Below are 25,464 nucleotides of genomic sequence, written 5' to 3'. Positions count from 1 at the left end.
TAATACTTTACCCGATTTTTGTCGAATTTATCTTTAAATGATAAAACATATATGAAATATTTTTCATGAAATTATTTTCATTTTTCCTTTCATTTTTCATAATACTGTGCTATAATTTTTGCTAAACAGTGAGCATTTATAACTATTCCGTATGTCTGCGCTTTTACTGCGCTGACCGTAAAAAACGATATAAGAGAGGTTTTTATGAGTAAAGTAAAGATTACAGATATCGCAGAGAGAAGCGGCGTTTCCCTGACTACCGTTTCCCGGTATTTCAATCATCCTGAACTTTTGTCTCAGGAGACACAAGATAAAATCAAAGCTGCGATCAAAGAATTGAATTACCAGCAGGACAATCTGGCCCGTATTTTAGTAACCGGGGAATCCAATCTGGTAGGAGTCATTTTTCCCCATCTTCATTTAAGTTTCTATACCGAGCTGCTGAATCAGCTTATTAAGTACGGCAAAGAAAAGGGGTATAATTTAATCGTCTATACTTCCAACGATTCAAGGGAGGAGGAACTGCAGCTGATTCAAAACCTGATTTCCTACCGGATCAAGGGATTGATACTGCTGAGCCATCTCCTTTCTGCCGAAGACATTGAAAAGCTGCCCGTACCGGTGATCTCCGTTGAACGTGTCGGCGGTAATTTCAAACAGATCAACAACGATAACTTTACCGGTGGAAAGCTGGCCGCAAATCTTCTGGTCCGTAACGGCTGCGAGGTTTTCATTCATATCAATAATGATTTTCGGGAAGACTGGCCTTCCTTCAAGAGAATTCTGGGATTTGAATATGAGGTAAGAGACTTATGTTATGAACGTGTGATAGAACATGATTTCACGGATACTTACACACTAAAAGCTGCCGAATCCATGAACCGGTTAGTTCAGCATATTATCACCAAATATGCCGGTAAGAAAATAGGTGTCTTTTGTTCCAACGATGATATTGCGAGTCTGTTTGAACGCCAATGCATCAAAAATGGGATTGCTATTCCAAATACCATTGAATTGGTTGGATACGACAACTCCCCGGTATCCAACTATGCCGTACATTCCATCACTTCCATTGATCAGAATATCCCTCTCATGGCACAGATTGCGATCCAGTCACTGGAAAACTATATCCCATATGAGAGTATGGTGCCTGCTACATTGGTTGAAAAAGAAACGACAAGTTAACTGTCAGTCAGGTCAGCGCGTTTACTGCGCTGACCGAGCATAAGCGCAGCGACAGCGGTCATCCGTTTCCCCTACCACGGAGAAGGGCTGTCCCACGATTCCATCCCCATTTCCTCCCAGGTGACACCGTAGGGGGCGCCGCCTGACGTATAGCCGGCAATAAAGAAAAAGGTATCGTCAGAATCAGGATAACTGTCATCCACAGCCTGTAGTTTCTTTTCCTCACGTTTCCGGTGCAATGCCTGCAGACGGAGCTGCTCTGCCCGCTGCAGGGCAGCCAGTTTCTCCGATGGGATGGCACCGATTTCTCCTAAATCTTTCAGCGCACAGGAAATATCTACGTTGAATTTTTTGCGGTAAGCCCGTACAATATGGCTTCCCTGATAGGTTAGAACCCATTGACGTGCTTTTATAAGCCTTGCGTCACGGCGTTCCGACTTTGCAGGTTTTTTCTTTTGTTTTGGCATTATAGACCACCTTTTCTCAAATCTTCTTATAAACAATATGGCGCTGTAAATTGGAACGATATCCAATGCCCCGTACTTACACTAAATTCCTCTGCCCTATACTCAGAATCATTTCTATATGCGGAATGCCGTCTTCCATAAATTCCTCACTGCTTTGTTTGAAACCGATATTTTCATACAAAGATCTCACATATGTCTGCGCCGCAATTCTGATTTTTGACGCGTGCATCCGAGACTTTGCCACTTCGATGCCGGCAGAGACTATTTCAGTTCCCAAGCCGCAGCGCCGCTTTTTTGACAATACCCTTCCTATTACCGCATCTTCCCCTGCTTTACCCGGTTCAATCACCCGTAAATAAGCTTGAATTTCGTCATCATCGCGTAAATATATATGGACTGCACATTGGTCAAGATCATCCATGTCCTGATATACACAATGCTGTTCTACAACAAAGACCTCGGCGCGGACTTTTAATATTTCATATAACTCATCTAATGTGAGCTCCTGGTATTTTTTAATAACTAGTTCCATAAACAGTATCCTCCGAATCTCATGCTTTTTCTATTATAACAGATATAGCAGAGATTTGCATATTACCCTATGCCTTCACGGATTATATTGCCGTAACACCTTAAAAACAAATTATGATAATGTATCCGCTATTCAACACCCCAAAACAAAAGAAAGGCTGCGCAGCAATCATTGCACAGCCCTCCAACACTTTTATCGGATGAATACCTATTTACTTATTAACCACATTTACAGTATTTCCCTCTGCAAATGCTTTCAGATTATGAACAGCAATGTCTAAAAGACGTTTTCTGGATTCTTTTGGTGCCCAAGAGATGTGCGGTGTGATAAAGCAGTTCTTTGCTTTTAATAATGGATTATCCCCTTTGATCGGCTCTGTGGATACTACATCCAGCCCTGCTGCCGCAACCTTCCCGGAATTCAGCGCGTCTGCCAGATCCTGCTCCACAACAAGCGGTCCTCTGGAATTATTCAGGATGATCACACCGTCCTTCATTTTCGCAATATTAACCTGATTGATGATTCCCTCTGTTGTGGGAAACAGGGGGCAGTGAAGAGCAATGACATCGGACTCTGCCAGCAGCTCATCCAGATCTGCATATTTACAGGTATCTGATTCCAGCTCAGGATTTCTATGGGCATCATATGCCAGCACCTTCATGCCCAATGCCTGGGCGATCTTTCCGGTTGCCTGTCCAATACGTCCGTATCCAATGATTCCCATTGTCTTGCCATCTAATTCGATCAGCGGGTAATCCCAAAAACACCAGTCCGGATTGCTTTCCCATTTTCCGTCATGAACAGCCTGGCTGTGGTATCCGATATGATGACAGATTTCCAGCAGCAGTGCTATGGCAAACTGTCCCACTGCAGCTGTGCCATATGTGGGAATATTTGTGACAACAATGCCTTTCTTTTTCGCATATTCCACATCTACCACGTTATATCCTGTAGCCAGCACCCCGATATATTTTATGCTGCTGCATGCCTCCAGAACTTCTTCCGGCATAGGGGTTTTATTTGTAAATACAACATCCGCATCGCCAATCCTCTGAATGATTTCCCTGTGATCCGTCAGGGATGTTCTGTCATAGATCACAGTATCTCCCATACGTTCCAGACCTTCCCAGCTCAAGTCACCGGGATTTAAGGTATATCCGTCTAAAACAACTATCTTCATAATGACCTCCTGTTACTCCCTTTTATCGTTTACTATTTTTCCATCCTTGAATGTCATGACAACTCTTTGGACAGCCGTCAGATCTGCCAGCGGGTTTCCGTCCATGACAGCCAGATTGGCTCTGTAACCCGGTACGAGCCTGCCCACTGTATCTCCATGTCCGATTGCCGCAGCGGCTACGGATGTGGCTGCTTTTAATGCCTCCGCATTGCTCATACCAATCTTCTGGAGGTTCATAAATTCCAGCGCATTAGTACCCGGTGCAATACCGAGAGTACCCGCATCTGTGGAAAATGCGATCTTCACGCCTGCTTTGTATGCATTCTTAACACTTCTCCAATGACGCTCTGCAGTGGAAGCCAGCAGATCCAGCACACTTTTACTTTTTGCCGCCACAAGCTCTTTGGATGGCGTCGGCGTAGGAGATAATAAGGTTGCCAGAAGATAACGGTCCTTCTTCAGCATCAATTCAATGCCTTCCTCATCAATATCCGTACCGTGCACTACCAAATCTCCGTCTGCCCGGAGGAATCTCTTGATAGCCTCAGATCCTCTCAGATGGGCGTGGACCGGTGTCATGTAATTATGTGCCTCGTCGATGGCGGCTTCTATTTCTTCCACCGTAAAATCACAGGCCTGTGAATTTCTTCCGATCATGCGGATTGGAGGACTGAGCTGGAGTTTAATGTGATCTACGCTGTGGTACATTAGGTCACGCACCGCCTTCCGCATGCCGTAAGGACCGTAAGGTTCCATGGAAAACCCTACAAAATGCGCCTTGTTGGTGGTGATCTGCTTTCCCGCTATATATAAATCCGGTCCGTCGAGATATCCTTTGTTAATGGCCTCTTTCAGCGCACATTCAATATAATTGTTGCCGCCGCCGTCGATCACGGTCGTAAAACCGGCCTCCAGCATTCTTCTGCAGTTATAAGCTCCCAGATATGCAACGGCAGCCTGCGCCGTGTCCAGACGCTCCCCTCCCGGTGAGGTCGTTGCCAGAGATACTTCTTTATCCGTGACTTCCTCCAACAGCATATGCATATGGCAGTCAATAAAGCCCGGTGAAACCGTATATCCTTTCAGGTCGATCACTTTGGCGTTCTCAACGTTTTCACAGTCTTTTTTTAGAATTTCCCTGATCAGGCCATTCTCGATCACCACCATACAGTTTTCCTGTACCTCATCTGATATACCGTCAAACACATTTACATTTTTTAAAATAGTTCTATTATTCTTCATGAACTTCTTTTCCTCCTATCCTGTTCTCTTCCTTTATATTTTGGCCGGCTGCCTGTCTTTTCTTGATCCTTTTATCCAGCAGGGCAACCATGACCGGACATAAAATTGCTGTCATAACACATGCTGCAGAACACTGTGCCGTTGCAACAGCTGCATATGGTGCAAATCCCGGATCTGCCTCAGCGATAGCTGCCGGGGTTGCCACCGAATTGCCGGCAGCCGTTCCCGCGGCTGCGCCCACAGCCGTTCTTTTTCGCAGAATGAGACAATACAGGACATTGAGCAACAGACCGGAAAAGATAAGTACGATCGCTCCCAGAATAATTCCTGATGCACCGGCCTGGATAACAGTCACAAAGCTCATACCTGCTCCCAGTACAAATGAAAGGAAGATAATGATCAAAGGCAGTGCTTTGCTGCACAGTTCCCTGAACTCTTTATCAAGATTTCCCCATACAATTCCTATGATAATAGGAAGAACAGTTGCAAGCAGCGCCATAAACGGAATGTCCGACATTCCGGTGGCGCCAAGTGCCACCATTGTGAGAAAAGGTCCGTCATTTATGGATAGTACAGATACAGCACCTACATCCGTAGAATCTCCAAACCGGTCTGCCAGAGTGGCGTAAATAGAACCGGAGGAATTGGTCAACACTGCGATCAAGGCTACAGGTGTAATTCCGAAAATACCCTTGCTTCCAAAAATATACTGGACCCCCCATCCGATCACGATTCCGATGATCAGCTTCAGGACTGTCAGTAACGCGCCTTTATAGAGCGGAGCCCCCACCTGTTTAAAACTGATCGATGCGCCGCAGCAAATCAGAAACAATCCCATCAGACAGGAGGTTCCTTCCTTGAGAAGCCCGGTTGTAAATCCCCCTATCGTCAATGTGCCCGGCAGAAAGGTGTTCAGCAGCGCCCCCGCCAGAAGCGGAATGACCATAATCCCTCCGGGTATTCGATTCATTAGTTTTACTACTTTAATATCCATAAGTCCTCCCTGTTATCACTTTCTTTTTTCCACTTTTATTTTTGCACAATCTTCATATGCACAGATCAAGGCTCCCAGATCGTCCTGCCCATATCCGCACGCACTGGACCAGGTAAAAATCTGTTTTACCAGGGCACTGACAAACATGGGGGATTTTACTTCTTTGCCTATATCCAGTGCTATGGACAAATCCTTAATAAAGATGTCCACCGGCCCTCTCGGGGTAAAATCACGTTCCATGATCAGCGGCAGCTTGTCCCGGAAAACATCATTGCAGCCTGTGCATTTTGAAATCACTTCATATATCATTTCCGGTTTCAGACCGGATTTTACCGCCATGGTCACAGCTTCGGAAACAATGGTCATTCCCGTTGCGATCATCACCTGATTGATGCTTTTCATAACCTGCCCGTTGCCAATGATATTACTTACATAATACGTGTTGCTTCCCATGGCAAAAAGGACTTCCCGGATTCTCCCAAAAACCTCTTCCTCACAGGCTGCCATCATGGTCAGTGTCCCTTCTACGGCTCCTGATTTCCCGCCGCTTACCGGACAATCCACATAATGTATGCCTTTTGCCAATGCGGTTTCTGCGATTTCCCTGGTCTGGGCCGGGGAGATGGTGCTGGATACCACGAGTACCTTGTCCGCATCCATTGCTGCGATCAGTCCGTCTTCCCCAAGAACAACACTCTGCACCTGCTGGAAATTCATGACCATCACCAGGATAACATCCGCTTTCCGGCCCAGTTCTCCCAGACAGGAGACCCCCTTTGCCCCAATGGCCTCCGTGCGCTTTACAGCCTCCTCAAATACATCGTATGTATATACCTCAAAACCCTTTTTCAGCAGATTGTTAACCATATTATAGCCCATATTTCCCAGGCCGACAAAACCTATTTTCATCTGTCTTCCCCCTTTTTGCCGCACAGTTCTTCACAGGATCTTACAATCTCCTCAACGGTTATGCCGTTCATCTCCAGCAGGTTTTCGTAGGGTGCTGACTGTCCAAAGCAGTCCTGTACACCAATTCGTTTTACAATCCCCTTTCCCGCTTCTGCGACTACCTCGCATACGGCGCTGCCTAATCCATTGATGATATTGTGGTCTTCCACAGTAACAATTTTTCCGATAGTATCAATACAATCCTTCACTGCCTCTGTATCCAAGGGCTTAATAGTGTGCATATCCAGCAGCCTGACGCTGTAACCTTTTTCGTTCAGTACCTCCGCTGCTCTTTTCGCGATACAGACCGTATCCCCATTGGCAATGACCGCCACATCTTTTCCGTCCTGGATGCGATGGGCTTTTCCGATGGTCAATTCTACACTTTCATCATAAACGAAAGGAATAGCATCCCTGGTAAACCTCAGATATACAGGTCCCTCATACTCGGCTGCCTGTCTGATCAGCTTTCTGGCAGCATAGTAGTCTGCTCCCATGATGACCGTCATATTCGGAAGTGTTCTTAAAATCCCCATATCCTCAATGGACTGATGGCTGGCTCCGTCATTGGCCGGAGTGAGTCCTCCGTGAGAGCAGGCGATCTTAACGTTCTGTTTCGGATAACAGATTTCCTGCCTGATCTGTTCTACCATTCTCATGGAACCAAAGACTGCGTATGTACTGATAAATGGTATCTTACCTGTGGTCGCAAGTCCCGCCGCCATTCCGCAGGCATTCTGTTCGGCGATTCCCACATTTACATGCTGATCAGGATATGCTGAGGCGAATGCCAGTGTCTTACAGGATTTTCCCACATCTGCGTCCACGATATAGATATCCTTATTCTCTTTCCCTAATTCCAGCATCTCATCTCCAAATGCCTCTCTTAAAGCTTTTCCGTTCATGCCTCTAATCCCCTTTCTAATTCTTCCATTGCTTTTTTATATTCCTCATCGTTTGGTGCGACTCCGTGCCAGGAAGGTACATTTTCCATAAAGGAAATGCCTTTTCCTTTTACAGTATCGCAGACGATGGCTTTAGGCTTTCCGTTTTTTCTGTTTTTTATCAGATCAAGGGTGGCTACAATCTCTTCCATAGAATGACCGTTGATACGGTAAGCCTCAAATCCAAATGCCTGGAATTTGTCTTTTAAATTCTGTGTCGGCATAATGTCTGCGCAGCTCCCGTCATTCTGCAGCCGGTTGTTGTCAACAAATACAATCATATTGTCCAGTTCATATTTGGCTGCTGCCTCCGCTGCTTCCCAGACCTGGCCCTCATTGCACTCTCCATCTCCGACCAGTACGAAAACCCTGTAATCCTTATGGTCACGTTTTGCCGCAAGAGCCATTCCTGCCGCACAGGAAATCCCCTGTCCCAGAGAACCTGTACTGATATCAATTCCGGGACACTTTTTCATATCAGGATGTCCCTGAAGAATCGACCCCTGTCTCCTTAAAGTGGAAAGTACCTCCTTATCAAAATATCCCTTCAGCGCCAGTGCTGAATACAGGATCGGGCATACATGACCTTTGGAGAGTACCATTCTGTCCCTGTCTTCCCATTTCGGATTACCCGGGTCTATCCTCATCTCCCTGAAGTATAAAGCCGTCACGATATCCGCAGCGGACATGGAACCTCCCGGATGTCCTGACTGTGCCTGGTATATCATAGTCAGTGCCGTTTTACGAAGTTCTTTTGCCTGTTCTTTTAACTCATTTACCGTTTTCATTCTATTTCCTCCCGCCTTTGTTCTATCATCCTATGATGTGTCGATAGGTTCATTATACAATACTTTTCATAAATATCAATTATTTTTTTCCTACTTTTTTCTTTTTGTATATTTCTAATAATTTTCTACTTAAGAATTTGTGCAGATTAGTCAACGATTACTGTGAAGATGTGACAATCCCGGAAGATGTTTTATCATAAAATGTTCTGCCAATCATGGAACAAGCAATAAACGTCAAAAGCATGTGGATAGATGTTTCTTGAAATTTGCCCTAAAATCATGTAAACTGAGTATATGTTCTATCATGTGACGTTAAGAATAGAAAATAAAGAAAGGAATATCACCTTATGAATCATTCCAATTACATGGACCCCATTTCAGTAAAATCTGCCGTTGATATTTTAATAGACCGCCTGACCCAGGCGATCATTGACGGTACACTGAAACCCGGGGAACGAATCCCTCCGGAACCTGAACTGGCCGCCAACTTCGGAGTCGGCAGAAATACCGTGCGGGAAGCGATCCGCACCCTGACCGCATACGGCATTCTGGAAGTACGCCGCCCCAACGGGACATTTGTATGCGATACTTTTAAACCGCAGGGCATTAATCCCATGCTGTACGGATTAATCCTGCAAAAGGAGGATTCCTACGAAGAACTGATAGATTTAAGAAAAGTATTTGAGAATGGAATTTTTCTGCTTCTGGCAGAAAAAGGACTGACTTCGGACCAGAAAGACCAGCTTCACCGTATCGCCGCAGATTTGGAAAGCGCGATCAAAGCAGAGCCTGTTGATTACAAACAAATTATTGACAAAGACATTGATTTTCATACTGCACTGGCTGAAATGACAGGCAATAAATTGATCGTCCTGGAAAATGATATGATCACAAAGCTGACTTATCATTCCCGGTTAAAAACGGTGGAAAAGGTGATAACGGACGGACAGCGGCAGTATCTCATTGACACCCATTATGATCTGTTGGAGAAGTTAGACAGCGGAGACATTGCGCAGTTATATAAAGCGATCCAGAACAGTTATTTTTATTGGAAGGATATTTATAAATAACTTAAATAAAAAACTAAATTCCACATGCCTTGCGTGTAAGACTAAATTCTGATGCAGTGAAATCTGCCTGTGCTTAAACTATTTTATACTTAGATGTATGTATAAATAATCACTTGACTGAAAAACAGATGTCCAAAGCTTTTCTAAAAAGCTTTTGGCATCTGTTTTTATCAAATTTCTATTTTCCCTGCATGTATTCACTTCATTTTTGTAAATCAATTTCTATATAATCCCGTTCACTGGTTAAAATCCCATGTCTCCGGATGCGTAAAATAGAAAATATAGGCATGTTCCTTATGTACCAGCACATTCGCGTGTGCCCCAATGGTTCATCTATCACTCTATCAGACACCAGTGAAATCGGACTATCTGGTTCTCAATCCCAAAGATTTTCGGCTCCGCTTTCTGCTGAACTATTGTAATAAATGCCACGAACAGGAAGAAGAGTCTAGCCGGGGCGGGATTACAGAAAGTGTGACAAATACTGGGACCGCTACCGCATAGATTACTGCTTGAAACAGTAGGTACATTCACCAAAACTATATAGATGAGGAATCCCGGAAAAAAGCCACAATAGCACTGGTGCATATACAAGAGCTAATGTAAAAACAAACGTGCAGCCAGTATAATAAAAAATCTGCAGTGTATGAAGAGTAGGTGTATATGTGCAGAATACTGATTTTGAAAACCACTTTCTTAACCAGATAATTATACTCCATCAATGCATTCAATCTGCCATACAGTGCATTCTGAAAAAAACCTGCATACTTTGTCTTAAAATCATTTCTGGATAATGACAAAATAAGCCTTTTATTATGATATAATTCCATTGGCAGTCCTAACATTTTTTCTTTCATATTCTGTTCCTGTTTATTCACTTTCCATATATTCTTTTGTTACATTCCGCTTATGATCTTCTTCAGAATATGAAGCAGCTTCAGGGAAAATAATTGCGATATAAAAATATTCCTTGTCCTGTCTGACTTCACAGATCCCATTCATCTTTTCCATCATATTCTTAACGCTCGGTATTCCTACGTGGGTGCTTTCCACTGCTTCCTCCAACTGTTTTACCGCATTTCTGAAAGAGAATCCGATTTTGTTCCCATTGCAGACAGAGCATATCTCAACTGCTTTTTGGGGATCGGCATATTTTATAATATTTGATGATATATTATCCATGATACGCCATATATAATCCGTACAAATCCTAAGTTTCTTATCTACCCACTCCATACTGAACTCTATAGTAAATCCCTTCTGTCGAAGATAGCTGCAAGTTTCCGAGAACAAGTCATAAAACAGGACTTCATAATATTCCGGTTCCTCCAACACCATTTCCGTTGTTCCGGTTACCAGCGTATATTCATATAGATGTTCTGTAAGCTGTTTCATTCTATGTGCTTTCTTGTCTATCTTCTCTATATATTCTTTTAAATGCACTTCATCTTTATATTTTCCTGTCTTTATAATTTCAGTATATAACATAATAGAGGTGACCGGTGTCCTGATGTCATGAGACATCTCCGTAATCACCTTTTGATTTTCCCGCACGATATCCGCTTCCCGTTTAATCAGGCTGCGAAAAGATAAACGCATATTGTCCAGGCCCTCCGCCAGCGCAGTAAGCTCGTCTTTTCCTTTTACCGTAATCTTATAGTCCAGGCTCCCGCCTTCCAGTAGTTCAATCTCTTCACTTAACTTTAAAATATAATTCATTTTCCTGCGGATTCCCAAAAGAACCAATATTAAAAACAAGATAAAGGAAAACATGATCTCTATGATCAATGCATAATTGTAAAACTGATATGCATATAACCCCAAAATGTATACCTGTGCTTCCCCATCAACAAATTTTACCGAATAATAGTTCTCCCATTCATAATCACCGGCGGCAATTTCCTCTTCCCATAATTCCTGCTGGGGATACTCTGAATCAAATACCTGAATACCGTCCTTATAAATCCTTATGGTAAGGATTCTCTGCTTTTTCACCCATGAATCCAGTGACTCCGCATCTCTTGATGTAAGCTGATTCCGTTCAATATACTGCTGTAGTTTTCTGATATAGTTTTCATCCTGCTGTCTTTCATATCCGGTATGATCATAATAGCAATTAATCACATATTCCATCGAATAATTCATCACCCAAAAAACAAGTCCTGCCGCGATTGCTGAAAAAACCAAAAGCCGCAGAAGCTGGAAATAGATAGAATCTTTTTTATTCACTGCCTGCGTCAAACTTATACCCCTTTCCCCATTCAGTACGTATATATCTTGGATTTTTAGGATCCGGCTCTATCTTTACCCTTAGATTCCGAATATGCACCATGATGGTACTGTTACAAGAGTAAAAATATGGTTCCTGCCACACACTTTCATAAAGATTCTGCGCCGAGAATATCTTCCCCGGATACTGCATCAGCAGCAGCAGGATGTGATACTCAATATCTGTTATCTCCTTTTCTTCTCCCTTTACATAAACCTCATTAAATGATTGATGTATCCGTATACCGCCCATTTCCAGATAGGTTTCGGCATCACCTCCCGCGTTCTTTCCCATGTACACCTTATATCTGCGCAGTAGAGCTTTTATCCTTCCCAGGAGCTCTGCGTAGGAAAAGGGTTTAGGCAGATAATCATCCCCACCCGCCATCAGCCCGATCAGCTTATCAGATTCCTGAACCTTTGCTGTCAAAAAAAGAATCGGAACATTGGAAACCTTTCGTATTTCTCTGCATGTATATATTCCTGACATTCCCGGCATCATGACATCCAAAATGACCAAATCTGTCTTGTCATTTAAGATCTCCAGCCCCTGTCTTCCGCTCGCCGCCTCCTTCACTTCATAGTTCTCACTTTCCAAAAGAATACGTACTCCTTCACGAATATCGGCCTCATCTTCTACAATTAAAACCTGCTCCCTGTCCATACTTTGCTCCTTTCCAACTGCGGATACCCATTTTTAATGAGAATTTATTCTTTTATTTTATACTTCCATTCCCAATCCCATCAGCAATACAATAAATTCAATCAATCCTGCAGTAACAAGCCCTATTTTACCAAAAAGATATGGTTTTTTAATCTTTATCGGAAGCACAAATGCAGCTGCCATCAGCATCGAAATTGTTATGACCATTCCTCCTGCAGCCGGTCCCCTGCCATTCTCCATGGCATAAAAAGCCGGCAGGATCAATGCAGAGGAGGTCACAGGAAGTCCCAGATACCACTGACGTTTTTCGGTTTCTCCCTGCTGCCTTTCTTCCTCCAGGACATTAAAATAAGCCAGCCGTATCAATGCACATAACAAATAAAGGCACCCTGCCAACAGGCCGGAATACCTCTTCCCGCTGATGTTATACGTAAATAATGCAGGAAGCACCCCAAAACAGATCAGGTCGCTCAAGGAATCAATCTGAATTCCGAACCTTTTCTCTCTGACACTCCTTTGCTTTGTAGCTGCCACTGTACCGTCAAACATGTCGCATACCCCCGCGGTCATAAGACAGAGGACTGCCTGCCTGTATGCCCCTTCCATCGTATACGTAATACCTACAAATCCTATCAGCATTCCCAGATAGGTCAACACGACTGTATAATTATAATAGCCGCATAACCGTTTCTTTTCCTCCATTTTTCCACCTCTTTCATTCCTTATGATACAACCGTTGAGAATATCAGACTATATGCCAGGATACACCACGGCTTGCCAAATATGATAATCGCAGTAAATTTGCGGGCAGTCATTCTTGTTATACCGGTAAAATAACAAAAAAAATCATCTGGAAATAATGGCAGTACCATACCGAGAAACAGCACAATTGTATAGAATCTGCTCTCCGCTGCCCAAGTGGCCCATTTTTCATATCGTTTTCCGGGAAACATCCGGGAAACCAAATCTTTGCCATATTTTCTGGCCAGCCAGAAAGCGATGACAGAACCTGCGGATATTCCGATATAGTTACACCAGAACCCTCCCATCCATCCAAAAAGAACAGCTCCTACAATACACCCCAAGAATCCGGGCAATACTGGCAGCACCACCTGTACCGCCTGGATCCCGGTCAATATAACGGGACCCAGAAGCCCAAAACCTGCAATATACCGCTGCAGCGTTTCTACAGAATGAAACCTGCCGTCCAGATAAGCTTTAAAAAGGGCGGCACAGAAAGCCAGACACATCAGGAGCAGAAAAGCGGTTATCCATTTCTTCTTACCGCTTGAATCATCTATATTCATTTTTGTGCATCACCTCCATTTTGGATATTTCTTTCTCAATGTATTAAGGATGAAATGGGCTGTACACTCCTGTACAGCCCATCATGTTTCCTTTTAATTATTACTTTTGTCCTTTACAGAATCATTTTTATTTGCTATGTTCGATTTTTTCGTATCGCTATTCTTTTTATCCTTATCTTGTTTTGACTGTGTTTTTTTCTTTGTTTCAGTATCTTTCTCCCTGTCCTTCTGTACACCGGTACTGTTTTTTTTCTGTGGTGTTTTCTTGCTATCCTGTTCCTTTTCGTCAGCAGACGAATTGGACCTGTTCTTTGTCTCCGGCTGGGCGGACTCGTTCTTTACTCCCGGCTGAGGGGGTGCTGCATTTTTATCCTTTCCCCCGCAGGCTACCATACCAAGTGCCATGATACATACTACACTGAGTACAAGTCCTCTCTTTAAGATTCCATTCCTTGCTTTTTTGCTGTCATTCATTTGTTTTGCTCCTTTCGCATTGGATTTTTTGATATGTAACTGTGTTTCGTTACTATCTTAAGTATCATCAAAAAATCTTAACCATTCCTAAAAAACTTCTTAATAAATCTAAAGTTACATTTATCATTGAATATGGTTTTTATGATTTGAAACTGTTCTCTGATTTTTCATAGATAATTTCTTCAGTCTTCGCAAATCATATAGAATTAATGATTGGATACTCAATCGCTGGATGTTACGCATCCAGAAATTATAACGCTGGGTTTCGCAGTAACTGCGAAGATACAGCAGCATTTCATACAGGATCATCTTTTCACGGTCCCCGGATGTAAGGATGAGCGGTCGTTTGCTCACCTCATTGTAGCCAGCTATAAAATCCGTCTCTTTTTCCACATCATCGTATATAAACAAAGCAGATACAAAAGCAGCCAATGGATCACCAAAAAAGCTTCGTTCAAAATCAATGATCGCGGAAATGGAAGACGTCCGCTTTTGACTCAGAAACACGTTTCCTGCCCACATATCGAAATTCACTAACACGGGGGTTTTTACCGTATCTAACAATTCCCTTCTGGAATATATTGCTGACCTTATTTCCTTGTAGGGCAGTTTTCCCCCCTGCTTACTGATCTCGTACAAAACATCATCTACCATAAAGGTAAAAGCCTTGCCCCATGTAGAGAAGCGTCCTGCAAAAGCATGGTTTATATCTCCGAACCAATCATATTCCACACTATGTATTCTCGCTGTGTAACGTCCAAGTGCCCTCATAAGTTCCGGATTTTTCCCGGGCCAGAGTTCATACCAGGACTTTCCTTTTATCCGTTCCATAATAAAATAATCACAGGGAATAACTTTCCTGGAAAAGTCGTAGACATATATCTTTGGAATCGGGATTTTCACATGTTTCAATAATTGATAGGCATAGATCTCAGCACGCAAAATATCCTTCTCATGATTCGGAACCCCAACAGATTCTATGGGGCTTGTTTTTAAGACCACTCCTTTTTCAAGGCCGCCGGTTCCTTCGATCTGATAAAGGGTATTAAATGTACCGCCTTTTAATGTCCTGACTGAAGTGATCTCCGCACCGGGAAAATGCTTATTGACCAGTCTGCGAATCTGCTCTCTTGTGAATACGTTCTTCGTCACAGTCTTCACTAATCTTCAACCTCCAACTTATTTTATCCCTTTTAAACCCATGCATGATCGGCTTAATCCTGATACAGATGCTGCACCCTCTCTTCTTTATTTGATCCTCAGTTTTATCGGCACTGTAAAATATCTTTTTTCATATTTCCTGCCGATTATATCTAATATTACAAGTGCAGCAATTACTACAGCACCCAACTTTAACAAACTGTACTTTTTCTTATTGTCAACAAACTTCATAACAACACCTCCGCTGCTTTGCATAGTCACTTGCTGCATCCATAGGATTTCAAACTTTAAACGTTACCTCCATCCTCATTCGCTTCTCTTTAACCCGGAGTGATAGGAATAATATTCCTGACCTGCCTTCGACTGTCCGGCTGCTTCTGCTGTGGCATTTACCCAGTCAAGATCTTCGTTCTCCACTGTGTCTGAAACCAACTCTTTAAAAAATGAATAGGCGGCAAATCCAAGAGCGGTGATCCCTGCTCCGATCAATAACATTTTGGTACTCTTTTTCATGATAAACATCCTTTCTGCTATTACATATAATGGTATTTCTTTCTTTCCCTGATCAAAAAGAAAAGTGAGATTACAAACGCAAAAATTTCCGCTGTGACATCCGCCCACCATATGCCGTCCAGACCAAGTAAAACAGGCAGAAACAATACCGCGGCAAGCTTGAAGATAAATGTCCGCAGGAAAGAAATCGCTGCCGACACACCACCGTTGTTGAGGGCAGTAAAGAAGGAAGACGCAAAAATATTAAATCCCACGATCAGAAATGATATGGTGGAAATCCGAAGGGCATGAACCGTCATCTTAAAGAGTGTCATATCGTATCCCACAAAGATATCGGAAAGCGGAAGGGCAAAAATCTGCGCCGCCACGACCATACCTCCGCCAATCGCCCCCATCAGGATGATGCTTTTTCGGAACAGATTCTTTAGTTCTGCATGGTTATCAGCGCCATAGTGATAGCTGATGACCGGCGCGCATCCCATAGAATATCCAATAAAGACAGCGGCAAAAATAAATTGAACATACATGAGAACACCGTAAGCGGCGACGCCATTTTCTCCGGCATATTTCAGCAGCTGAAAATTATAGAAGATACCCACGACGGATGAAGTAACACTCGATACCATTTCGGATGCGCCGTTCGCACAGGCTTTGACGATAGGAACTGCCTCCAACTTGGTTCTTGTCAGGCGGAGAAGGCTGGTATTGGGCCGCAGGAAATAAATGAGTGGGATCAGGCCCCCCACACATTGACTCAGCCCTGTGGCAATAGCCGCACCTGCTACTCCCCATTTGAAACCAACGATAAACAGGGCATCCAATGCCATATTGGTCACACCTGCCGCTACGGTCGCCGCCAGACCGAGATTTGGTTTCTCCGCCGTGATCAGAAATCCCTGAAGCGCGTTCTGGAGCATAAAGGAAATGCTGAAGCCCATCATGATCCTGCCGTAGAGTACACAATTGGGAAGCATGCCTCCGTCTGCCCCTAACCAGACTGCTACCGGACGCATGACTGCGATTCCGATTATGGAGAGAACAGCGCCTGAGATGACTGTTATCCAGACCATCATGGTAAAATAACGGTTTGCTTTTTCCCGTTTTTGTTCTCCCAGTGTTTTGGCAACCAGAGCGCTTCCGCCTGTCCCCAGCATAAAACCGACACCACCAAAGATCATATCAACCGGCATGATCAGATTTATAGCGGCAAAAGCAGTCTTTCCGACAAAATTGGATACAAACAGACCGTCCACCACACCGTAAATAGAGGTAAATACCATCATAATGATAGATGGAAATACAAATTTAAATAATTTTTTATAATCAAAATGATCAGATAATTGAATCGCCATGATCTTTCCTTTCAAACCAGATTTTTACAAAAGCCGCCAAGTGCGGCACAATTTGGGGGATATCAAGACCAGTGGTATTGACACAGAGATGATAAGCTCTCTTATCCCCCCACGGGTACCCGGAAACAAGGTCATAGCTTGCCGCCCGGGCTTTATCTATCTGCCTGATCCTGCGTTCAAGTTCGCGCTCAGACAGTGTTTCGCCCGGAGATGCCCGATTCCGGCAGCGTTCCTTTTTTGCAGCCATATCCGCATATACAAAAATGTTGTATGGCCCCATATCATGAAGTACAGCGTCTGCGCCTCTGCCTACGATCACGCAGTCTTCCCTTTTTGCAAGGGTACGGATAATTTTGTGCTGTTCTACCAGCATATCCACTACCTGATTCATGGCATAAAACGGTGTGCTGAAACTACACCGAAAGGTATACGGAAAGTTCACAGTAAAATCTCTTTCCAGATGGTTTTCGATATACTGTTCATCCAGCTTAAGGTTTTCCGCAATTTTGCTGATGATCTCTTTGTCATAATAAGCGACACCGAGAACATCTGCCAAACGTTTTCCCAGTTCCCTGCCGCCGCTTCCAAACTCACGGCTCACTGTTATTGTTTTCATATTATTTCCTCCTGTGTTCAGTTTATTTAATAAAAGCAATCATCCCTTTTTCATTTAACCGGTATAAAAATGCAAAAAACAGCGGTACACCAAGCATACCTAAAAATCCGAAATATTTTAAACCGAGCAGCATACCTGCAAAGGTAACCATAGGATGCAGACCCATCTGTTTTCCCACAAGTTTTGGCTCTATGGTATTTCTTACGATAGCTATAACGAGATAGAGTAGAAGGATACCTGTTCCGATTCCATAATCCCCCATGACCAATGAAAGAACTCCCCACGGCAGCAGTACAGTCCCTGTTCCTAAAACCGGTAAAATATCCACAACGGCAACCAGTGCGGCAAGCAGAATGGCATGTGGGATTCTCAGAAACGTAAATCCCAACGCAAGCTCCAGAAAAGTAATGCCAAAGATTGCTATATAAGAGACCAGGCATTTTAAAATCGTTCCGCCAAAAAAAGAACGTGCCTCTTTGAAAACCTGACGTTTGCTGTCCGGAATCTGGCGTATGATAAATGTTTTTATCCTTTCAAAATCAATCGTAAGGAAAACAGTGGCAATGATCGTTATGATCGTCTTTAAAAATAAGGATGGGATTACAGATGCAGCTCCCGTAATCATTTTAAAAAGAAAACCCGATGCAGCCGTGATCCCTTTTCCCATTGACTGCATAAGGACAGAAAAAATCTCTCCTGCATCCGGACCAGGCACTGCCAGCAGTCCATCCAGTTTATCTGCTGCGGCCTCTAAAAACGGAAAAACGACTTCCGTAAACAGCGATGGCAGAGCGTCTGCAGTTTCTTTCATTCCCTCCACAATTTTACCTCCTGCGGCTCCAAACAAAATCCCTATGATTATGAAAAACAGTACCACAACAGGAATGCAGATAAAGGGTCTTTTCAGATGCGTTTTTTCTGACAGCATACAGATCGGGCGGTTTAAAATACAGGCTATGATTCCCGCGATCAAAAACGGGGATAAAACGGGTAATGCATATTTTATGATACCGTATGTAATTATGGCTATGATTGCCCAATAAACGAATTTCGTTATGAACCCCCGCTGTTGTTCCGTCTGCTGACGGTCATTCCTCTGTTCTTTCAATAAGCACGCTCCTTTCCGTCCATAAAGCTCCATTCGCAAAATCTTTTTTCCATTTTATTGTCATCATATGTCTCATCAATAACCCGTTCCACACGGTTTTTTGGCGTTATCCCTTCATGGCGGTCTCTCCAGCGGACCAGGCACATGGCTGTCAGGGAAAGATTAACAGCCATAAATACACTCATGAAGATACAGGCCGCTTTCCAAAATTTCGCCTGCATCCTGTCAAACATCTTATCGATCACCGGCACTAACCATCGTGAGAAAACAATTCCCAGTGCCCCCCACAAAACAGTCATTTTAAGACTTACCCGGCCTTCGATATTCAGAAAATGCCTGCTGTAATCCCAGGCTTTCATATGGAGCCAATATTCCAGAACCCAGCTGCAGGCATACTCAAACACAGCGGCAATCAGGGAAAATACCAGAAACTGCGTTATCCGGCTTTTATTTTTTAACCGGACAGATCCCAGATAAAGCCCGACTGCTCCAAAACCATAGATAATACAAAACGGTCCCCACATGGAAACCACATGGGTCTCCCAATGTCCCGTCCGGATCAGACACCAGATACCTTCCAGAATCACGCCTAAGACACTGCCGATCATAAACAGCCAAAACATATTCTCATAAGCAATAGGTTTTGTCATGGTATTCTGCTTCATCAAAACGCCTCCTTTCCTGTTTTTTGTACCCTCTGTCCGCCTGACGGGCAGCCATCATGCTCGGATATATTTTCTGTATATGCGCATCATCACCTATCCAAAGCTCCTAAACGGATTGTGCGGCAAACTGACTTTGATACAGTTCAGCGTAAAAGCCATTGCGGGCGAGCAGCTCCTCATGGGTGCCCTGCTCGATGATCGTTCCTTCCCGCATCACTAAAATAAGGTCCGCATCCCGGATAGTGGACAAGCGGTGTGCAATGACAAAGCTGGTCCGCCCTTTCATCAGATGATTCATGGCTTTCTGGATCTCAACCTCTGTCCGTGTATCCACGCTGGATGTTGCTTCATCCAAAATTAAAATGGCCGGGTTGGCAAGAATCACCCTTGCAATTGTCATCAGCTGTTTCTGGCCCACAGAGATGCCCGTCAGTTCATCATCTAAAATGGTCTGATATCCCTGGGGCAGAGTACGGATAAAATGATCGATTCTGGCCGCCTTCGCAGCCCCTATGATTTCTTCCATCGAAGCATCCTCATATCCATAGGCTATATTCTCGGCGATCGTGCCATTAAACAGCCAGGTATCCTGCAATACCATTCCAAGAATAGAACGCAGCTCTTTTCGGTTCATGTCCCTGATGTTGACACCATCAATGGTGATCCTGCCGCCCTGCAATTCATAGAACCGCATCAGCAGATTGACAAGCGTTGTTTTTCCAGCTCCCGTCGGTCCCACAACAGCAATCTGACTGCCTGCCTGTATCCGGAAATCAATATTTTCCATCAGGATTTTGTCATCGCTGTATCCAAACCGTACCTGCTCAAAAGAAACATTTCCCCGGGGGGTCGGAAGCAAGACCTCGTTGGTTGCATCCGGTAATTCCTCCAGCTCGTCTTCGATCTGATAAACCCGCTCTACGGAAGCGATTGCTGCCTGCAGGCTGTTGAGTGTATAGGACATCTCCGTGACCGGTTCGGATATCTGGTTTATATATTGGAAAATAGCCTGTACTTCACCAATAGAGATTGTGCCGCTGATCACGGACATGGCTCCGCGGACAGCTATGACCACATAACCAATCTGTCCCAACAGGCGGATCAGAGGGTTGATGGCATAGGTAATAAATTGCGCGTTCAAAGAAGTCTTCCTCAATTTTTCATTCAGCTCATCATTGTTCTTTATCATCTCTTCCTGCAGATTAAATGCCTTGATCAGGCTGTTGCCTGTAAAAGATTCCTCGATATTGGCATTCAATTCCCCAAGTGCGGACTGATTTTTTGCGTAATAGCGGTTTGTCTTCATGGAGATCAAAACGGCAGCCGTCATGCTCACAATTATGGTGAGTAATGCAACCAGTGTTAAAGAAGGACTGATCGAAAGCATCATTACGAATGCGCCGGTGATCGTGATCACCGCAGAGATAAACTGTGTCAGCCCTTCCTGCAGTGTATCCGCCACTTTTTCAAGGTCACTGGTCACACGGCTCAGAATATCGCCTTTTTTGTGCGTGTCATAATACCGAAGCGGAAGCCGGTTCAGTTTCCCGCTTATGGATTCCCGCAGAGAGAGTGTCAGTTTTTGCGATACGCCGGCTAAAATATACTGTGGAATGTAGTTAAAAAGCGCCCCAAGCAGATACAATACCAGGATGACGAACATAATGTTGCCCATGGATATAAGGTTTACAGTAAATATCCCGCCAATGGCCCTTGCATTCTGCACTCCGTCAAAAATCCGGTTAATCGCCCGGCCGATCAGTGTCGGTGTTAAAATCGTACACACAGCGGAAACAGCCAGACAGATAAATGTGAAAATAATCTTTCCCTTCTGCTTCATCAAATCCTTGAAGAAACGTTTTAATGTACCCTTGATATTTTGCGCACGGTCTGCTGTCATTCCTTCTCCCAGGGAATCGGTATTGTTCTGTACGTCCATAGCTCCTTTTTCTTCTATCATGCCAATTCCTCCTCACTCATCTGTGACCTGGCTATCTGCTGATAAACCGGGCAGTTCTCAAGTAATTCTTTATGTGTACCCTTGCCGACGATCTTTCCTTCATCCAACACAATGATCTGATCGGCATCCAGGATCGTACTGATCCGCTGGGCCACAATGATGACCGCACTTTCTGATACATCCTGTTTCAGTGCCTTACGCAGACGGGCATCCGTTTTAAAATCCAACGCTGAAAAACTGTCATCAAAAATAAAAATCTCCGGTTTCCTTATGAGTGCTCTTGCAATAGAAAGCCGCTGCTTCTGCCCTCCGGAAAAGTTACTCCCAGCCTGAGAGACCGGAGATTCCAACCCTTTTTCCAGATTTGTGATAAAGTCGTCGATCTGAGCGGTCTTCACAGCATGGTACATTTCCTTTTCTGTTGCGTCTTTTTTTCCATGACGCAGATTATCCGCGATCGTCCCGCTGAAAAGAAAGGCTTTCTGCGGCACGTAACCGATTTTGTCACGCAGCTCCTCCTGCGGATATTCACGCACATCTTTTCCGTCGATCAAAATATTCCCGTTCTCAATATCATAAAACCGCATCAGAAGGCAGGCGATCGTAGATTTTCCCGAACCGGTACTGCCTATAACTGCTGTTGTCTTTCCTTTTTCTACAGTGAAGTTTATATCCTGCAGTACCACTTCCTCTGCTCCCGCGTAACGGAATGTCACATTTCTGAATTCCACAGCCGCGTCTGCTTCTCCCTCGCTAATCTGCATAATACTTGCTGCCGGCTCCGGTCTGTTTTCCAATACCTCAGTGATACGGTTCGCACAGATCTGGGCGCGGGGAATGAAGATAAATACGGCAACTCCCATCAGCAGATACATAAGTGTCAGCATAGCATATTCAATGATCGCCATAATATCTCCGATCTCCATACCGCCTCTCGCCACCTGACTGCCGCCGACCCAGATGATCACCAGTGTACAGACATTCATAAGCACCATGACGAATGGTATCATGACTGCAAATATCTTATTTGCTTTAATAGCTGTTGCGGCATACTCCTGGAAAGTTTTATCCGTGCGCATTTTTTCATATCCGGTGCGGTTAAAAGCACGAATCACCCTGACCCCGATAATACTTTCTCTGACAGTCCGGTTGATCTTATCCAGCAGGACCTGCAGACTGTCAAATATAGGGATGACTTTTTTACCCATCATGACAACAAAAACAATGATCGCTATCATAAAGCCAAGAATCGTGAATGCCAGCAGCCTGTTTTTTGAAAATGCCAGGATCAATCCGGCAATCGTCATAAATGGGGCAGGAAGCAGCATTTCAACAATAATGGAGAAGGCCACCTGTATCTGTGTCACATCATTGGTGCTCCGTGTGATCAAGGATGCCGCGCCGAACCTGTTAAAGTCATTGATAGAAAACTCCTGTGCTCTCCGGAATAAGGCCCCACGGATATCACACCCCATGCCGGTGGATATATATGTGGATGTATATGTCCCGAGAACGGAAAATACCGCAGTGACCACAGCGGTCAGCAGCATAAACCCGCCTGTTTTCCACACATGATCCAGATCCCCTGTCACAATGCCGTTATTTACAATATCTGCGGTGAGTGTCGGGATATATAGGGTTCCCATGACCTGTATAAACAGCAATCCTATCATAAGCAGGAGTTTATTTTTATACGGCCTCAAAAAATATAATAGTTTCTTCATTGTAACCTCCTGTTCGTCAATAGAAAGCACGCCCCAGCGAATTTTCTATTGTCATAAATAAAAAGGAGCCGATAACCACGAATAAAAATCGTAGTTATCGGCTCTGCGTCTTCGCGTCTGGCTCTTTGATAATAGACATTTTAAATTGCTTCACGGTAATCAGGGCTTCCTGCTTACACTTCGGACAAAATAGAGGAAAATTCTGCAGCACTGTATTTTCCTGTATCTTTAATCTTGTTTTACTTTTACAAAAGGGGCATAGAAGCCACTGCTCTCTCATTCCGATCCCCCTTTTCCGCATTCCAACAGATGCCCCAGCTCCTCCTTGAGGAATAGGTGATGCTTTTCAGAAAGGGCAACTGCCGTATCCCGTTCTGTCTCTGACAACCTTGAAAATGCTTTCTGCTCAGCAATAAACAACGGCAGGATCATTTCCCTGCAAAATTCACTTCCCTTTTCTGTTAAATGAATAGATTTGCTGTTACGCGCTTTCTGTATCGGGGCAAGCTGTACATAGCCGGCTTTTACAAGGACATTGATCGCTGAGTTGATTGTCTGTTTCGGAATGCACCACAACTCTGCAAGACTGTTTTGTGTATAAATCTCATCTGATTCGCAAAGGCTGTATAAAACCCAAAATGCTGTATCAGAAATCCCCAAGCGGACAGCAAAGCGATGGTATAATTCTCCCTGCTTTCTGTCAAGCTGATTTAAAGCTGCCAATTGTTCTTTCGCATTGTTTTTCATTTTTTCCTCCTTTACAGCTCAAAATCCCGTTTCGGATTTTAATAATCATAAGTCCGAAACGGGATTTTGTCAATAGGTTTCATAAAAGCTTTAGAATATTTATAATATTTTTTATTTGTATCTGCATAGATGCGGCTCTGGAGGTTCATCCCCTCCCCGCCGCATAATACTTCTGCAGCTTACTCTGTGGCTTCTCCGGCAGAGTCATGACCAGCTTCCCGCTTCTCAAAAGCGGATTCACATATTTTTTCATGGCATAATACAAAGTTTTCACGCCCATAAACTCTGCGATCTCTGTCTTTGACCTTGGCTGTGCGCAGAATTTCAGTAAATCCTGTACGCTTTTCTCCCCCGGCATCTCTTCCGTATCCGGGCCGTTCACAGCATACAATGCACTTTCCATGACTACCGAAGGTTTTGATGACACACTGCGGTAGCTGACAGTACCGTTATAGAGAGTCACAACAAATTCATTGCGCCGGTTCTCAAAGACCGGGTCAGGCAGACCGGCATCTGCCATTTCCTTGCGGATCGTGGGGATACCGGAATAACGGTTCTCCGCTCCGGTCAGGCTCTCCGCCATGACTGCCAGGGCCGGATTGCGCAGGTCAGGCCGGGCCACGCCAAGCTGCTCTACTGTCATCCTGCCGTACAGGTTTCCCGGGCTATGGATCTCCAGGCGGTCTTTAAAAAAGTCGATCTGCACCGGAGTCCCCTCTGTATGCTCACTGTAATCTCTGTGGATCAGGGCATTTAAAACAGCTTCCCTGACTGCGTTCAGAGGATATTCGGCCTTATCCCTCCGCCTGCCGGTATCCGGGTCAATGATGGTCTTTACTTTCATGTTGCGCTTACAGAAACCCACAGCCTCCTCCACCATCTCGGAGATTGTTCCGCAGATTCTCCTGTTGTCCATGAAGCGCTCCAGGTCTTCACCCACGTCCCCAATCCCATAGCCCGGTACCACGACCGCGGTTATGCTGTACTGAGGAAATATACCCTGAGGATAGATGCAAAAATTCATAATCCCGGCCAGAGTGGGAATGCCTCCTCTGGTCACATTGAGCATCTCCAGCATCTGTGACTCCTGAAGGAGAGAAAACTGCGGACGCTCTGCCTTCTTATCGTTCAAAAAACGTTCCAGCCTTGTCTGTTCCAGCATGGAAACCGGGATTCTCTCCACAGTACGCTCATCATCATGCACGTGCTTACGGTATGCCTCATAGCTGTAGATCTCATAGTCCGTCATGGGAAGGTCCGCATCTCCAACCCGTATATATGCGCCTTTTACTTTACCGGCGCCCTTATAGTAACAGGGACGTTCTGCAAGGTCAATGGCAGGAATCTCTGCGGAACATATGTTTACACCTTCGTATTCCGCAAATGTAAATACAGCGCGGACCGGCGGCTCCATCTGATTGCACTGCTCTGTCACCTTCTTCTGCAGATCATGCAGGTCATATACGCCTACCGCCCGGAATGCCGCTCTCTCATCAAGACCGAAAATCAGGATACCTCCGCTGTCCTGATTGGAAAAGCCGGATAATGTATCATA

General features: G+C 44.3%; 27 protein-coding genes. 2 read left to right on the top strand and 25 right to left on the bottom strand.

The window, feature by feature from the left end; all coding sequences use genetic code 11:
• Window positions 1-204: 204 nt before the first annotated feature.
• Entirely contained in the window at window positions 205-1,185 is a 981-nt protein-coding gene (locus tag V8Q34_RS10880) for a LacI family DNA-binding transcriptional regulator (RefSeq protein ID WP_033139381.1), read from the top strand.
• Between the two features lie 71 nt (window positions 1,186-1,256).
• On the opposite strand, the gene V8Q34_RS10875 is transcribed toward V8Q34_RS10880, so the two are convergent.
• The 8 genes from V8Q34_RS10875 to V8Q34_RS10840 form a co-directional block, all read right to left on the bottom strand.
• Window positions 1,257-1,652, bottom strand: a complete 396-nt coding sequence (locus V8Q34_RS10875; RefSeq protein ID WP_335835418.1) for a hypothetical protein — start codon at window positions 1,650-1,652, stop codon at window positions 1,257-1,259.
• A 76-nt stretch (window positions 1,653-1,728) separates the two neighbouring features.
• Window positions 1,729-2,184: a GNAT family N-acetyltransferase gene (locus V8Q34_RS10870; RefSeq protein ID WP_335835417.1), complete on the bottom strand. Its 456-nt coding sequence runs from the start codon at window positions 2,182-2,184 to the stop codon at window positions 1,729-1,731.
• Between the two features lie 211 nt (window positions 2,185-2,395).
• The gene (locus V8Q34_RS10865) at window positions 2,396-3,364 is read right to left on the bottom strand and encodes a D-2-hydroxyacid dehydrogenase (RefSeq protein ID WP_335835416.1); all 969 of its coding nucleotides are present in this window, start codon (window positions 3,362-3,364) and stop codon (window positions 2,396-2,398) included.
• A 12-nt stretch (window positions 3,365-3,376) separates the two neighbouring features.
• A complete protein-coding gene (locus tag V8Q34_RS10860; protein WP_335835415.1) occupies window positions 3,377-4,606 on the bottom strand; it encodes an amidohydrolase family protein in 1,230 nt (409 codons plus the stop codon).
• Entirely contained in the window at window positions 4,596-5,600 is a 1,005-nt protein-coding gene (locus V8Q34_RS10855; protein WP_335835414.1) for a 2-keto-3-deoxygluconate permease, read from the bottom strand. The genes V8Q34_RS10860 and V8Q34_RS10855 overlap by 11 nt, the downstream gene beginning before the upstream one ends.
• A gap of 15 nt (window positions 5,601-5,615) precedes the next feature.
• On the bottom strand, window positions 5,616-6,509 hold the full coding sequence (locus tag V8Q34_RS10850; protein WP_335835413.1) for an NAD(P)-dependent oxidoreductase: 894 nt from the start codon (window positions 6,507-6,509) through the stop codon (window positions 5,616-5,618).
• A complete protein-coding gene (locus V8Q34_RS10845) occupies window positions 6,506-7,453 on the bottom strand; it encodes a transketolase family protein (RefSeq protein ID WP_335835412.1) in 948 nt (315 codons plus the stop codon). Before V8Q34_RS10845 ends, V8Q34_RS10850 begins: the two co-directional genes overlap by 4 nt.
• Window positions 7,450-8,280: a transketolase gene (locus tag V8Q34_RS10840; protein ID WP_335835411.1), complete on the bottom strand. Its 831-nt coding sequence runs from the start codon at window positions 8,278-8,280 to the stop codon at window positions 7,450-7,452. Before V8Q34_RS10840 ends, V8Q34_RS10845 begins: the two co-directional genes overlap by 4 nt.
• A 347-nt stretch (window positions 8,281-8,627) precedes the next feature.
• Here V8Q34_RS10840 and V8Q34_RS10835 point away from each other — a divergent pair, with 347 nt between their 5' ends.
• The gene (locus tag V8Q34_RS10835; protein WP_335835410.1) at window positions 8,628-9,350 is read left to right on the top strand and encodes a FadR/GntR family transcriptional regulator; all 723 of its coding nucleotides are present in this window, start codon (window positions 8,628-8,630) and stop codon (window positions 9,348-9,350) included.
• A gap of 870 nt (window positions 9,351-10,220) precedes the next feature.
• Here the strand turns inward: V8Q34_RS10835 and V8Q34_RS10830 are convergent.
• The 17 genes from V8Q34_RS10830 to V8Q34_RS10750 all read right to left on the bottom strand — a co-directional run.
• Window positions 10,221-11,591 (bottom strand): sensor histidine kinase, encoded by a 1,371-nt coding sequence (locus tag V8Q34_RS10830; protein ID WP_335835409.1) that lies wholly within the window; start codon window positions 11,589-11,591, stop codon window positions 10,221-10,223.
• On the bottom strand, window positions 11,572-12,282 hold the full coding sequence (locus tag V8Q34_RS10825; protein WP_335835408.1) for a response regulator transcription factor: 711 nt from the start codon (window positions 12,280-12,282) through the stop codon (window positions 11,572-11,574). The genes V8Q34_RS10830 and V8Q34_RS10825 overlap by 20 nt, the downstream gene beginning before the upstream one ends.
• Before the next feature lie 57 nt (window positions 12,283-12,339).
• Complete coding sequence (locus V8Q34_RS10820; RefSeq protein WP_103731795.1) at window positions 12,340-12,984, bottom strand: CDP-alcohol phosphatidyltransferase family protein; 645 nt, start codon at window positions 12,982-12,984, stop codon at window positions 12,340-12,342.
• Between the two features lie 20 nt (window positions 12,985-13,004).
• Complete coding sequence (locus V8Q34_RS10815) at window positions 13,005-13,589, bottom strand: TVP38/TMEM64 family protein (protein WP_033139370.1); 585 nt, start codon at window positions 13,587-13,589, stop codon at window positions 13,005-13,007.
• A gap of 93 nt (window positions 13,590-13,682) precedes the next feature.
• Entirely contained in the window at window positions 13,683-14,063 is a 381-nt protein-coding gene (locus V8Q34_RS10810; protein ID WP_033139369.1) for a hypothetical protein, read from the bottom strand.
• A gap of 123 nt (window positions 14,064-14,186) precedes the next feature.
• Complete coding sequence (locus V8Q34_RS10805) at window positions 14,187-15,224, bottom strand: phosphotransferase family protein (RefSeq protein WP_335835407.1); 1,038 nt, start codon at window positions 15,222-15,224, stop codon at window positions 14,187-14,189.
• Between the two features lie 87 nt (window positions 15,225-15,311).
• Window positions 15,312-15,455 (bottom strand): hypothetical protein, encoded by a 144-nt coding sequence (locus V8Q34_RS10800; protein ID WP_156120799.1) that lies wholly within the window; start codon window positions 15,453-15,455, stop codon window positions 15,312-15,314.
• A 75-nt stretch (window positions 15,456-15,530) separates the two neighbouring features.
• On the bottom strand, window positions 15,531-15,737 hold the full coding sequence (locus tag V8Q34_RS10795) for a hypothetical protein (protein ID WP_335835406.1): 207 nt from the start codon (window positions 15,735-15,737) through the stop codon (window positions 15,531-15,533).
• A gap of 20 nt (window positions 15,738-15,757) precedes the next feature.
• Window positions 15,758-17,089 carry an MATE family efflux transporter gene (locus tag V8Q34_RS10790; RefSeq protein ID WP_335835405.1) on the bottom strand — a complete coding sequence of 444 codons (1,332 nt, stop codon included), beginning with the start codon at window positions 17,087-17,089 and terminating at the stop codon, window positions 15,758-15,760.
• Entirely contained in the window at window positions 17,070-17,705 is a 636-nt protein-coding gene (locus V8Q34_RS10785; protein ID WP_033139366.1) for a cytidylate kinase-like family protein, read from the bottom strand. The genes V8Q34_RS10790 and V8Q34_RS10785 overlap by 20 nt, the downstream gene beginning before the upstream one ends.
• A gap of 22 nt (window positions 17,706-17,727) precedes the next feature.
• Window positions 17,728-18,813, bottom strand: a complete 1,086-nt coding sequence (gene ytvI, locus V8Q34_RS10780) for a sporulation integral membrane protein YtvI (RefSeq protein ID WP_158587217.1) — start codon at window positions 18,811-18,813, stop codon at window positions 17,728-17,730.
• Window positions 18,810-19,478: a putative ABC transporter permease gene (locus V8Q34_RS10775; RefSeq protein WP_227242607.1), complete on the bottom strand. Its 669-nt coding sequence runs from the start codon at window positions 19,476-19,478 to the stop codon at window positions 18,810-18,812. The genes ytvI and V8Q34_RS10775 overlap by 4 nt, the downstream gene beginning before the upstream one ends.
• 106 nt (window positions 19,479-19,584) lie before the next feature.
• Complete coding sequence (locus V8Q34_RS10770; RefSeq protein ID WP_103731791.1) at window positions 19,585-21,438, bottom strand: ABC transporter ATP-binding protein; 1,854 nt, start codon at window positions 21,436-21,438, stop codon at window positions 19,585-19,587.
• Window positions 21,435-23,162, bottom strand: a complete 1,728-nt coding sequence (locus tag V8Q34_RS10765; RefSeq protein WP_335835404.1) for an ABC transporter ATP-binding protein — start codon at window positions 23,160-23,162, stop codon at window positions 21,435-21,437. Before V8Q34_RS10765 ends, V8Q34_RS10770 begins: the two co-directional genes overlap by 4 nt.
• A 94-nt stretch (window positions 23,163-23,256) precedes the next feature.
• Window positions 23,257-23,442, bottom strand: coding sequence for a cysteine-rich KTR domain-containing protein (locus tag V8Q34_RS10760; protein ID WP_033139363.1), 186 nt, complete (start codon window positions 23,440-23,442; stop codon window positions 23,257-23,259).
• Window positions 23,439-23,909, bottom strand: coding sequence for a MarR family winged helix-turn-helix transcriptional regulator (locus V8Q34_RS10755; protein WP_335835403.1), 471 nt, complete (start codon window positions 23,907-23,909; stop codon window positions 23,439-23,441). Before V8Q34_RS10755 ends, V8Q34_RS10760 begins: the two co-directional genes overlap by 4 nt.
• Window positions 23,910-24,054: 145 nt before the next feature.
• Window positions 24,055-25,464: ATP-binding protein (locus V8Q34_RS10750; protein WP_335835402.1), on the bottom strand; the 1,410-nt coding region annotated here is incomplete at its 5' end.

Source organism: Blautia sp. JLR.GB0024 (assembly GCF_037000545.1).
GTDB classification, from domain to species: Bacteria; Bacillota; Clostridia; order Lachnospirales; family Lachnospiraceae; genus Blautia; species Blautia celeris.
Note: the sequence above shows the minus strand (reverse complement) of the source record. Positions and strands in the feature narration are given on the sequence as shown.